At 50.4% G+C, this 11,955-nt stretch carries 10 protein-coding genes; 7 read left to right on the top strand and 3 right to left on the bottom strand.

The annotated features are described in order from the left end of the window. Together C7R73_RS11270 and pepT are read left to right on the top strand one after the other, a co-directional pair. The coding region (locus C7R73_RS11270) for a transposase (RefSeq protein WP_161525934.1) at positions 1 to 568 on the top strand (568 nt) is incomplete at its 5' end. 151 nt (positions 569 to 719) lie between these two features. Then, positions 720 to 2,003, top strand: a complete 1,284-nt coding sequence (pepT, locus tag C7R73_RS11275; protein WP_106450602.1) for a peptidase T — start codon at positions 720 to 722, stop codon at positions 2,001 to 2,003. 106 nt (positions 2,004 to 2,109) lie between these two features. Here the strand turns inward: pepT and fghA are convergent, their stop codons facing one another. Both fghA and C7R73_RS11285 read right to left on the bottom strand, forming a co-directional pair. Beyond that, positions 2,110 to 2,940 (bottom strand): S-formylglutathione hydrolase, encoded by an 831-nt coding sequence (gene fghA / locus C7R73_RS11280; protein ID WP_106450603.1) that lies wholly within the window; start codon positions 2,938 to 2,940, stop codon positions 2,110 to 2,112. 4 nt (positions 2,941 to 2,944) lie between these two features. Further along, positions 2,945 to 4,060: an S-(hydroxymethyl)glutathione dehydrogenase/class III alcohol dehydrogenase gene (locus C7R73_RS11285; RefSeq protein ID WP_106450604.1), complete on the bottom strand. Its 1,116-nt coding sequence runs from the start codon at positions 4,058 to 4,060 to the stop codon at positions 2,945 to 2,947. A 123-nt stretch (positions 4,061 to 4,183) separates the two neighbouring features. On the opposite strand from C7R73_RS11285, the gene C7R73_RS11290 reads away from it, so the two are divergent. Next, positions 4,184 to 4,522 (top strand): winged helix-turn-helix transcriptional regulator, encoded by a 339-nt coding sequence (locus C7R73_RS11290; protein ID WP_106450605.1) that lies wholly within the window; start codon positions 4,184 to 4,186, stop codon positions 4,520 to 4,522. A gap of 114 nt (positions 4,523 to 4,636) precedes the next feature. Here the strand turns inward: C7R73_RS11290 and C7R73_RS11295 are convergent, their stop codons facing one another. Further along, entirely contained in the window at positions 4,637 to 5,071 is a 435-nt protein-coding gene (locus C7R73_RS11295; protein ID WP_106450606.1) for a VOC family protein, read from the bottom strand. A gap of 395 nt (positions 5,072 to 5,466) precedes the next feature. On the opposite strand from C7R73_RS11295, the gene C7R73_RS11300 reads away from it, so the two are divergent. The 4 genes from C7R73_RS11300 to C7R73_RS11315 all read left to right on the top strand — a co-directional run bounded on the left by C7R73_RS11300 (position 5,467) and on the right by C7R73_RS11315 (position 11,845). Beyond that, complete coding sequence (locus C7R73_RS11300; RefSeq protein ID WP_205076518.1) at positions 5,467 to 8,127, top strand: lipocalin-like domain-containing protein; 2,661 nt, start codon at positions 5,467 to 5,469, stop codon at positions 8,125 to 8,127. 303 nt (positions 8,128 to 8,430) lie between these two features. After that, positions 8,431 to 9,519: a glycerol dehydrogenase gene (locus tag C7R73_RS11305; protein WP_106450607.1), complete on the top strand. Its 1,089-nt coding sequence runs from the start codon at positions 8,431 to 8,433 to the stop codon at positions 9,517 to 9,519. A 5-nt stretch (positions 9,520 to 9,524) separates the two neighbouring features. Beyond that, entirely contained in the window at positions 9,525 to 10,637 is a 1,113-nt protein-coding gene (gene ald / locus C7R73_RS11310) for an alanine dehydrogenase (protein WP_106450608.1), read from the top strand. A 131-nt stretch (positions 10,638 to 10,768) separates the two neighbouring features. Next, complete coding sequence (locus C7R73_RS11315) at positions 10,769 to 11,845, top strand: GntR family transcriptional regulator (protein ID WP_106450609.1); 1,077 nt, start codon at positions 10,769 to 10,771, stop codon at positions 11,843 to 11,845. Positions 11,846 to 11,955 lie beyond the last annotated feature (110 nt).

Below are 11,955 nucleotides of genomic sequence, written 5' to 3' on the forward strand. Positions count from 1 at the left end.
GATTATCATCGATCGGTTCCACATTATTCTGCAGGTGAATCGCGCGTTAAACCAAACCCGTATTCAAGTGATGAATGGTCTCCGGAAGTCATCCGAACCAAAGGATCGGCGGGATTATACAAAATTGAAGAACTACTGGAAATTATTGCTTATGGACCAAGACAAGCTGGATTTTACCAATTACCGCTACCACAGACTCTTTAAAAAAGGTATGTTTGACAAGGATATTGTGGATTATCTGTTGGGAATCGATCCCACTTTAAAAGCAAATTATGACGCCTACCAGACTATCAAATATGCGGTGAATCATAAAGAAAAAGAGCTATTTAAAAATTTTCTGAATGAACCCCAGAAATTCCTTTCGCCCAACATGACAAAAGCTATTAAGTCACTCAAGGGCGCCGAAGAATACATTCTTAACAGTCTCTCCTATACCTACTCCAACGGAGTAATCGAAGGGATAAACAACAAAATAAAGGTCATCAAGAGAGTATCCTACGGCTACAGGAACTTCATTCATTTCCGAAATCGGATTTTTATCCAATTCAATCTTCTTCAGGCAATATAAAAAACTCCAAAAGAGAAAAATTCTCTTCTGGAGTTTGTGAATGTGGCTCCCTTATTTCAACAGATAGAATGTCTCATCAACACCATTTGACAGAGAGCCGATATTTCCTTATATCGATACGAAAAGCGTCAAAGAAAGGCGGATGAGGAATATGAACGAAAAACTATTGGAAAGATTCATCGCATACGCAAAGGTCGACACGCGTTCGGACGACAGCAGCTACACGGTTCCGTCCACGCACAGCCAAGTGACATTCGCCCTGGAACTGGCGAAGGAATTGATTGCGATCGGTTTGGAGGAAGTCGAATACAATGAAACGAACGGCTTCCTGACGGCGACCCTGCCGAGCAATACGGAAGAAGAAGTTCCAGTCATCGGTTTCATCGCGCATCTGGACACGGCCGATTTCAACTCAGTCAACATCCGTCCCCAAGTCCACTATGCTTATGCTGGCGGCGATATCGTCCTGAACGAGACCGAACAAATCATCCTTTCGCCGAAGGAGTTCCCGCGCCTGCGCAACTATATCGGGGAAACGGTCATCACTACAGATGGCACGACCTTGTTGGGCGCCGACGACAAAGCTGGCATTGCTTCGATTGTGACCGCCTGCGAGCAATTCATCGCGCATCCGGAACGGAAGCACGGGAAGATCCGTCTTGCTTTCGGACCCGATGAAGAACTTGGGGCTCGCGGGGCGAAACTGTTTGATGTGGAACATTTCGCGGCCGACTTCGCCTACACGATCGATGGCGGGCCGATCGGAAATCTGACCTACGACAATTTCAATGCAGCCCAAGCGGAACTCACCATCCGCGGCACGAGCGTCCATCCCGGTTCCGCAAAGGATACGATGGTCAACGCTTTGCTGGTCGCCAGTCAATTTGCGACGGCTTTGCCACAGCATGAAACGCCTGAGCGCACCAGCGGCTACGAAGGCTACTACTTCCTGACTTGCCAGAGCGGGACCGTCGATGAAGTCAAACAGACCTACTATATCCGCGATCATGACCGGGAAGGCTTCGCTGCCCGCAAGCGATTCTTCACCGAACTGGTGGACGCATTCAATGACCAATTCACCGAACCTAGGATTTCCTTGACGTTGTTCGACCAATACTACAATATGCGCGACATCATCGAGCAGCATCCGGTCGTCGTCGATCTGGCTGTGCAGGCCTATGAATCCTGCGGCATCACGCCGGTATTCAAGCCGATGCGCGGCGGAACGGACGGCTGCATCATCTCGCATAAAGGATTGCCGACCCCGAACCTGTTCTCCGGCACCGAAAACAGCCATGGGAAATACGAATTCGTGACGCTTGAGACGATGGGGAAATCCGTTGATGTCATCATGGCGATCGTCGAAAAGAATGCTGCGGTTTCCGATGCTACAGTTGATGCTGCTGTTACCGAGTACAATGGGGAAATCGGGTAACTATAAACGGATTTGATGCAAAAAAAAAAACGGATTCCTGAGCGGAATCCGTTTTTTTGAATATATGGCTTGGTTTATCGGAAAACTTTCCGGCCAGCGCTGCTTTCTACTTCAAACAGTCTTTATGGAATTGCAGATGCTCTTCTATATAGGAAGCGATCGTAAAGTAACTATGGTCGTAACCGTCCAATTTTTCGTACGTCACATTCTTTCCTGTAGCGGCCTGCAGGAAGGCTTCTTCGTTCAGCTGGACAGCATAAAAATTGTCAGAGGTGCCTTGCGAAATATGGATGGGAGGAGCTGTAGGATTTTCCGCGATCAAGCTGGTCGCGTCCCAGGCTGCCCAATCTTTTTCATCCGGCCCCAAGTAGGCGGTGAAGGCTTTTTGGCCCCAGGGAACCTGTGACGGATTCAGGATAGGGGCGAAGGCAGAAATGGACTGGTAGCGCTCCGGATTTTTCAATCCGATGACCAACGCGCCGTGTCCTCCCATTGAATGGCCCATGATGCTCTCTTTTCCTGAAAAATTCGGGATCAGAGTGTAGACAAGCTGAGGCAATTCTTTCGTCAAATAGTCATACATCCGATAATTTTTTGCCCACGGTTCCTGGGTCGCATTCAGATAGAAACCGGCGCCTTGACCCAGATCCCAATTTTCGTCATCCGCCACATCCGTTCCGCGCGGAGAAGTATCCGGCATGGCGACGGCCAGTTGGTGTTGGCTTGCGTATTTTTGGAAGGCGCCTTTTTGGCTGAAATTGTCGTCGGTGCACGTCAATCCTGAAAGCCACCAAACCAAAGCTGTCGGCTTGTTGTCTGTCTGTTTCGGCAGGAAAAGGCTGAAAACCATGTCGCAATCCAGCGTTTCAGAATAGTGACGGTATTTTCTTTGTTCGCCCTCAAATACTTTATGCGTTTCGATTAAGGTTGTTGTCATATCTTTATTCTCCATAGGTCAAGATGGTACGGATGGATTCCCCTTTGTGCAACAGATCGAAGGCTTCGTTGATGTCGGTGAAATTCAGGTGATGCGTGATGAAACTGTCCAGATCGATTTCGCCATTCATGAAATCTTCCACCATTCCGGGCAGTTCTGTGCGGCCTTTGACACCACCGAATGCGGAACCTCTCCACACGCGTCCTGTCACCAATTGGAACGGTCGGGTGTGGATTTCTTTGCCGGCACCGGCGACACCGATGATGATGCTTTCGCCCCAGCCTTTGTGGCAGGCTTCCAAAGCGGCTTTCATGACTTCGACATTTCCGATGCATTCAAAACTGTAATCCACGCCGCCGTTCGTCATTTCGATCAAGACTTCCTGGATCGGACGCTCGTGATCGCTTGGGTTGACGAAATCAGTGGCACCCATTTTTTGGGCTAATTCCCATTTGGCGGGATTCATATCGACCGCGATGATGCGTTTAGCTTTGGCTTTTTTCAAGCCTTGGATAACTGCCAGACCGATTGCGCCTAAGCCGAATACTGCCGTCACCGCGCCTTCTTCAACTTTTGCCGTGTTTTCGACAGCACCGAGGCCGGTAGTCACTCCGCAGCCGAACAACGCGACTTTATCCAGCGGAGCTTCCTTATCGATGTTGACCAGGTTGATTTCGTTGACAACGGTGTATTCGCTGAAAGTGCTTGTCCCCATATAGTGATAAATAGGCTCACCATTATAAGAGAAACGGGTCGTTCCATCCGGCATCAAACCTTTGCCTTGGGTTTCGCGCACGGCTGAACACAGATTTGTCTTCCCGGAAAGACAGAATTCGCATTCTCCGCATTCCGGCGTGTAAAGAGGAATGACATGGTCCCCGGGCTTAACGGAAGTGACTTCATCGCCTACAGAGACGACAACGCCGGCACCTTCATGCCCTAAAACGGCAGGGAAGACACCTTCCGGATCGTCACCCGACAAAGTGAAGGCATCGGTATGGCAGACGGAAGTGTAAAGGATTTTCACCAATACTTCTTTGGCTTTTGGCTCTGCCACATCTATTTCAACGATCTCCAACGGTTTGCCTGGTCCAAAAGCGACAGCTGCTCTACTTTTCATAATTTAATTTCCTTCTTTCTTCAAACTGGTATTTCTTTCCATTTCAGAATACTATATAATGACTCTTGTGTGAATACTGACATAATTGTCACTATGGTTAATTTTATGAAAAGAGGCTGCCCGATGATCCAATACCAAGAGAAAGAATTTTACAATACAAAAGATTTAGCCTTGTCTGTTGTGGGTGGAAGATGGAAGATTGCGATCATCTGGTCCTTGATCCACAACGGCACGCTGCGGCTGAGCGAGTTCAACAAAATCCTCCCTGACATCAACCAACGGATGCTGATCCGGCAGTTGCGGGAGCTGGAGCGTGACCTGATCATCGCAAGGACGGTTTATCCCGTTGTTCCGCCGAAAGTCGAGTATCATCTGACCGACATCGGCAAGGAATTGGCGCCGGTCGTCCAATCCATTTGCGACTGGGGAGACCAATATCTGAAAGTGATAACGGAAGAATAGACTGTTGCATAGATAGGGGAACAAATAGTAAAACCGCATCAAAATGGAATTGAAACGCCATTTTGATGCGGTTTTCTTCAGCATATATTTGTATGCAGTATCCGCTTTATCCTGTTATGGATTTAATATTTCCTCTTCTGTCCCAATTCCGATCTGCCAGGTGACCCCATATTTGTCCGTCACGATGCCGAATTTTTTCGTGTAGAATGTTTCTTGAAGCGGCAACAAAACGATTCCACCTTCTTTGAGTGCATCAAAATAAGTTTGCACCAACAAAGGATCCTTGATTATCATCGACAGGCTGAGATTATTTCCGGGAACAAATTTTCCCCCTAAAGGGAGGTCCGCAAACATGATGATGCTTTCTGCTATCTTCAAAGTCGTATAGATAACGCGATTATTGGCTTCCATGGATTGTGGTGGGATGTTCGGATTCGATGGTACATCGCCATACGTCTGGAATTTCGGTTTCTCAGTGCCAAAAACTTCTGCATAGTATTCCACAGCTTCTCTGCAGTCCCCGTCAAAATTGATGAACGGATAAATCATGTCAACCACTCCTTATTTTTCAAATCGAATCAGCCATTTGCAGTAATAAGTTATCTTTGGGCTAAAGTATTTTCGTCATGACAGGAAAGAATGGGGATGTGCTGGAACAAGTTGGTTTGACAAAGCGTACGGTCATCATGATCTCTGGCTTACAAGTCAAGTATAGTCATTGCGAAATCGCTTTACAAATTTTAGCGACCGAAATGTTCTTGATGAATAACCTGCCAGCCTCCTCAAAATAAAAAAGTAGCCGCCGAACACCGTAATAGTTGTACGAACAAATTAAATGTGATATCTTAATTTGTAAGTACAACTATTTTGTGCGGACGTAAATGTTAGCGGTTGCAATTATAAAGGAGGCGTTTTTTATCATTACCAGATCAAGAATATCCAAGTTGTTGCTTTGCGGTATGGCCATCAGCATGGCTGCCGCGGTCCAGTCCAAGTCACAGGTGCACGCGTCGGAAACGGATGAAGCCGTAACTTTCTCAAATGCATCGGTCCACGATCCGTCCATCATTCAAGATCAGAAATCCGGGATGTACTATGTATTCGGATCGCATATCGCAGCCGCGAAATCGTCGGATTTGATCAATTGGCAGAATTTCACCAACGGCTACACAAGTACGGACAACACGATTTACGGGGATTTGAGCGAAAATCTTTCCGAATCCTTCGCCTGGGCAGGGGAAGATGATGCAGACAGCACAGGCGGATACGCGGTCTGGGCGCCGGATGTCATCTGGAATAAGGACTATCGAAATGTAGACGGCAGCAAAGGCGCCTACATGCTGTACTACAGCGTCTCCTCCACCTATATCCGCTCGGCAATCGGTCTGGCTGTGTCCAAGAATATCGAAGGACCGTACGCGTATGTCGATACGATCATCTACTCCGGATTCGCGGAGGAAGAAGCGTATGATGCGAACAGTGACGTCAACAAGCAATGGGAGAGCACGAATATCGATGAACTGATCGAAGATGGCGTGCTGGAAGAGCCTAATCCCGAGTGGTTCACGGAAAACGGCGCCTACAACAATGCAGAATACACGAATGCAATCGATGCCAATATCTTGTATGACAAGCAAGGAAAACTGTGGATGACATACGGTTCGTGGTCAGGCGGAACCTTCATCCTTGAGCTGGACGAAAAAACAGGCATTCCGCTTTATCCGGGCGAAGACGGAGTGACTGAGGACGGCCGGATGATCGACCGCTATTTCGGTACCAAGATTGCCGCTGGGTATGGGCGTTCTTCAGAAGGGACTTATGCCGTCTACGACAAAAAGGCTGGCTATTATTATCTTTATTTGACTTATGGCGGGTTGGCTTCGGATGGTGGTTATCAAATGCGTCAGTTCCGTTCGGAGTCGATCACAGGGCCTTATGTGGATGCGGCCGGCAATGAAGCTGTGTATCCTGAGTCCTTCGACAAAGGTGTAGGCAATTTCCCTGGGGTCAATGATCATCAGGATATCGGCAACAAACTGATCGGAAACTTCCTCTTCATTCGAGAATTGGGTGAGGACGGAACCGGGGACGGCGTCGGTTATCTGTCGGCGGGACACAACTCCTATTACATCGATGCAAAAGCCGATAAGGAATTTCTCGTGTTCCATACCCGCTTCCCGAATAAAGGCGAGACGCATGAAGTGCGTGTCCATCAGACATTCAAGAACAGCAATGACTGGCCGGTTCCGACACCGTATCGCTATGCTGGCGAGACGATAACGGAAGTGGCGCAGGAAGAGGTCACCGGCACTTATAAGTTCATCAACCACGGCAACCAAATCACAGGCCAACTGACCGAGTCCACACTAATTCAGTTGCAGGCTGACGGTACGGTTGCGGGTGCGCAGGAAGGCACATGGCGGCTTTACGATGGCTACCGGGCCGAGCTGAAACTGGCGGACGGCACCTATGATGGGGTCTTCATCAGCCAATGGGATCCGACGACAGAAGCGTGGGTCATGACTTTCAGCGGCATGTCCGAGACCGGGCAGGTCATTTGGGGAAGCCAAACGAGCACGGCAACGGACTCGGAACAGATGGAGAAAATCAAAGCCGAGCTTACGGCGTCCATGCCTGAATCCGTCATGAAGGACATCGTACTACCGACAACCGCTGCGGGCGGCAGCACCATCGAATGGACTTCCTCCGATCCTGCTGTCATCTCGGAAACGGGTATCGTCACTCGTCCCGAAGCGAGCCAACCGGCAGCGCTCGTGACGCTGACAGCACTTATCCAAAACGAGTTGCAATCGGAGCAACTCAGCTTCGAGATCCAAGTCGAACCGAAGGAAGCCGGCAAGCTTTCGGCTTATTATTCCTTCGATGAGACTTATCAGAATGCGGCAGGCGATCAGAGCGATGCACAAGTGACCGGAGACCGGATCAACAACACGGGCGGAACTGTGCCGTTCGTTGAAGGTATCAAAGGGCAGGCCGCTTCGTTCGACGGCAAATCCGGACTGTCGATTGGAAAGGGCTTGATCACTCAGAATGCCTATACCGTAGCTTTCTGGATCAATCCAGCCGAGCTGAATCAGTTCACGACCGCTTTCTTCGGCGCTGCCACAGAGCAAAGTTGGATCAGCCTGACGCCTGTCGGGCCGGCCAATCAGACGATGCTTTGGTCCGGCCAGCAATGGTACGATGCGCCGATCGGTTCCACCATCCCTGCTGACGCGTGGACGCATTTGGCCTTTACTGTGGATGCCGGCAAGATCTCTGTCTATGTCAATGGCGAGGCGAAGTTCATAGGGGAGAATTTCCCGAACATCTTCGAAGGCGCAGCAGCATCGTTCAGTCTGGGCGTCAACTACTGGGATCAACCATTCAAAGGGCTGATTGATGAACTGTATATCCAAGACGGCATCGTCCTTCCGGCGGATGAAATCAAAGCGTTGTACGATGAGGCTGCCGCAGAAAATCCGGATGCGCTCGTCGCCGAAGAAGCCATCAGTCAATCTACTTTGTTGTATGGCGCACTCGCATTCGGAGCTGTGGCAATTGCAAGGGTACCGATGTCCAACCGAAAAAAATCAGGCAAATAGCCTGTACCAAGGGTAAAAATCAGGGGCTGGCTCTTAACGAGCTGGTCCCTGATTTTTTTTGTGCGCATAACTGCGCTTAGCTCCGGTGAGGGTGACGTTCGGAGGAGAACGATAAAAATGCGGACCGGAAATCCGACGAACGCGACGGTCGTCGGAGTAACAACTAAAATGTGGTCCGGAACTCCGGCCAGCACCTGGCTCACCGGAGATGGGGCTCCCAAAGGATTTTTTGATTTTGATTGAGCCAGCTGTGGTAAAATAAAGCCATAATAAATAAATCACAAATGGAAAAGGGGCGCACATATGGCTTATCATGTTTTTCGGTCGCCTAGCCGGTATATTCAAGGAGTAGGTGCTATTGACGCATTAGGGAAGGAAGCGGCTGTCTACGGAAAGAAGGCATTCCTGCTTACGGACGATTTCGTTTGGGGCTTGCTCCAGGAAAAAGTGGAACGGGCTCTGGAGGGTTTTCCCTATCATTATGAAGCATTCACTGGCGAAGCCTCGCTGGAAGCAATGGTCCGTTTGGCTGACGAGGTCGCCGATGCAACGGCGGACGTCATCATCGGACTCGGAGGCGGCAAAATCATCGATGTTGCGAAAGGCATCGCAGCTGCATGCGAATTGCCGATCGTGATTGTTCCCACCACCGTTTCCACGGATGCACCGACCAGCGCCATCTCGGTGCTCTATACGCAGGATGGGCTGTTCGACCATTACCGTTTCTATGCGAAGAACCCTGATCTGGTGCTTGTTGATACGCAAATCGTTATCCAAGCACCGATCCGTTTTTTTGCAAGCGGGATGGCGGATGCCTTGGCGACCTGTGCGGAAGCGTTGGCAACGAAAGCCTCCGGGGAGAATGCGTTAGCCGGAGGATTGCCAACGATCGCCGGCACTGCCATTGCGAAGGCCTGCGAAGAAACCTTGTTCCGTGACGGCCTTAGCGCGTTCGCTGATGTCCAAAAAGGATTGGTGACGCCGGCTGTCGAGGCGATTGTTGAGGCGAATACGCTGCTGTCGGGACTGGGCTTTGAAAATAGCGGCTTGGCGGCCGCACATGCCATCCATAATGGCTTCACCGCCATCAAAGGCGAGGTCCATCGCTTGACGCACGGGGAAATAGTCGGCTTTTGCCTATTGGTCCAACTCGTACTTGAAGAGCGCCCTCACGAAGAATTCAAAAAATACAGCCATTTCCTGGCGGAGATCGGCATGCCGACGACTCTGGCCGAGATGCATCTTACCGGAGCCACGCGTGAAGAGCTCGTTAAAGTCGGAAAACTTGCAGTGGCACAGAGCAACACCATGAAAAATCTAAACAAAAACATAACGGCTGAACAAGTCGCCGACGCTATTTTGGCGGTGGACGGACTTGTCGGAAAGGAATGATCGGGATGATCATCGGAGTGCCGAAAGAAATCAAAAATAACGAAAACCGGGTGGGGGTGGTGCCTGCAGGTGTGCAGTTGCTGGTCCAGAACGGCCATCAAGTCTGGGTCCAATCCGGCTGCGGTGTCGGATCGGGATTCGAAGACAGACAGTACGAAAAGGCAGGGGCGACAGTGTTGGAAGACGCAGCCAAAGTGTGGGACGCCGAACTGGTCATCAAAGTGAAAGAGCCTTTGGAATCGGAGTACGCATACTTCCGCGAGGACCTGATTCTGTTTACCTACCTGCACTTGGCGGCTGCACCGGAATTGACGAAGGCGATGCTGCAAGCGGGCATGACCGCAATCGGCTACGAAACGATGGTCGGAAAAAAAGGCGACTTGCCGCTTTTGACACCGATGAGCGTCATCGCGGGCCGTCTTTCCGTCCAGATCGGCGCGCAGTTCCTGGAAAAACCATATGGCGGCAAAGGCGTTCTGTTGAGCGGCGTTCCGGGTGTAGCGAACGGGAAAGTCGTCATCATCGGCGGCGGTGTGGCCGGGCGCAACGCGTTGCAGATCGCATTGGGACTCGGCGCCCATTGCACGATCCTGGACGTAAGACCGGAGATTTTGACGGAAATCGAGAATTTGTACGGGAACGCAGTCATCACCTTGCTGTCGAACGAGTGGAACATTGCCCATGCCATCAAGGATGCCGACGTCGTCATCGGGGCTGTCCTGATTCCCGGCCGGAAAGCGCCGACCTTAGTGACCGAGGAAATGGTGAAAAGCATGCAGCCTGGTTCCGTGATCGTCGACATCGCCGTGGATCAGGGCGGCATCTTTGAAACCGAAGACCGCACGACCACACACGATGATCCGGTTTATGAACGGCATGGCGTCCTGCATTATGCGGTGCCGAACATGCCAGGCGCCGTTCCACGCACTGCTACGATCGCGTTGACGAATGTTACTTTGCCTTATGCAGTGGAGATCGCGAATCAAGGTGCGCGACAAGCGGCGGCTAACAATCCGACCATACTGACCGGATTCAACGTGCACAGCGGCAAGTTGACGAACAAAGATGTCGCCGAATCGATCGGCGCAGTCTATACTCCAATCGAAACTTTGTTGTAAAAGGCACCGGATTTCCTGAGATATCAAACAGGAAGTCCGGTTTTTGCATAGAATTCGTCAACGCGCACTTGTATTTTTCCGGTTGGTTTACTATACTATTTGTACGGACATATACAGAGGGAGAGCACGCGATGAAAACAAAATACCAGGTGATTGCCGATGAGATACGCTCAAAAATACTTTCGAACGAATTTGTGGTAGGCAAAGTCATTCCGCCCGAACTGCAGCTGCAGAAGGATTATGGGGTCAGCCGCCATACCGTCCGGGAAGCGATCGCCTTGCTGGTGAATGAAGGTTTTCTGCGCAAGGAGAAAGGTTCCGGGACCTATGTCGACGATACATATCAGAGGCGTGGTGATGGTGTGTCTTCCAGCAAGACGATCGGAGTCATCACGACTTATCTGTCGGACTATATTTTTCCATCGATCATCCGCGGCATCGAGCAGAAGTTGCGGGAGAATGGCTACTCTTTGTTGTTGGCGAGCACGAACAACGACGTCGATCAGGAGCGGGAGTGTCTGGAACAGATGCTCAGCCAAGGCGTTTCGGGACTGATCGTGGAACCGACAAAAAGTAACCAATACAATCCGAATTTGGCTTATTACCTTTCCTTCAAGGAACGTGGCATACCGGTTGTCATGATCAATGCCTACTATGAAGAACTGTCGGTCCCTTTCATTTGCGTCAATGACACGAAAGCGGGCTATCTTGCAACGAAACATCTATTCGAGCAAGGACATCAGCATTTGGCGCTGATCACGAAGATTGACGACCTGCAAGGGAAGTATAGGATGAAAGGCTTCATCAAAGCCCACGAAGAGATGCGTACAAATTTCGATCCGAAAAACGTGTACACCTACACGACCGAAACCAAAGGGCAAGTGTTCCAGACGATTCGGGAGAAGCTGGCGAGCGATCAAGAGGTCACCGGCATCGTCTGCTACAACGATGAAGTGGCGCAGGGCTTGATCCAAGCGCTTGCTGACATGGGCAAACGGGTTCCAGAGGATTATTCGGTGGTCGGCAATGATGACTCGTTCTTGAGCACGGCAGGCAGCGTCAAGCTGACGACCCTTTCCCATCCCAAAGAAGAATTGGGCGAAGCCGCCGCCGAGTGGATCATGCTGGCCGTACAGCAAGAAGTGACTGGCAACAAAATATTCGAGCCGGAACTGATCATCCGCGATTCGGTCAAACGGATCCAATAACTGAAGAACGGAGCTATCCCTGAATCGGGATGGCTTCTTTTTGTTGCTGCATCAGGTTTTCGGCTGATTTTAGGGCTGCGTTGCGGAAGGGAGCGATGCACAAGCGACAG

The sequence above is a fragment of the Trichococcus alkaliphilus genome (assembly GCF_003008695.1).
GTDB lineage: Bacteria > Bacillota > Bacilli > Lactobacillales > Aerococcaceae > Trichococcus > Trichococcus alkaliphilus.

What these genes read in the sequence shown, in the direction of transcription:
- pepT (WP_106450602.1), top strand. Translation starts at nt 720, where the DNA reads ATGAACGAAAAACTATTGGAAAGATTCATCGCATACGCAAAGGTCGAC.
- fghA (WP_106450603.1), bottom strand. Translation starts at nt 2,940, where the DNA reads ATGACAACAACCTTAATCGAAACGCATAAAGTATTTGAGGGCGAACAA.
- C7R73_RS11285 (WP_106450604.1), bottom strand. Translation starts at nt 4,060, where the DNA reads ATGAAAAGTAGAGCAGCTGTCGCTTTTGGACCAGGCAAACCGTTGGAG.
- C7R73_RS11290 (WP_106450605.1), top strand. Translation starts at nt 4,184, where the DNA reads ATGATCCAATACCAAGAGAAAGAATTTTACAATACAAAAGATTTAGCC.
- C7R73_RS11295 (WP_106450606.1), bottom strand. Translation starts at nt 5,071, where the DNA reads ATGATTTATCCGTTCATCAATTTTGACGGGGACTGCAGAGAAGCTGTG.
- C7R73_RS11305 (WP_106450607.1), top strand. Translation starts at nt 8,431, where the DNA reads ATGGCTTATCATGTTTTTCGGTCGCCTAGCCGGTATATTCAAGGAGTA.
- ald (WP_106450608.1), top strand. Translation starts at nt 9,525, where the DNA reads ATGATCATCGGAGTGCCGAAAGAAATCAAAAATAACGAAAACCGGGTG.
- C7R73_RS11315 (WP_106450609.1), top strand. Translation starts at nt 10,769, where the DNA reads ATGAAAACAAAATACCAGGTGATTGCCGATGAGATACGCTCAAAAATA.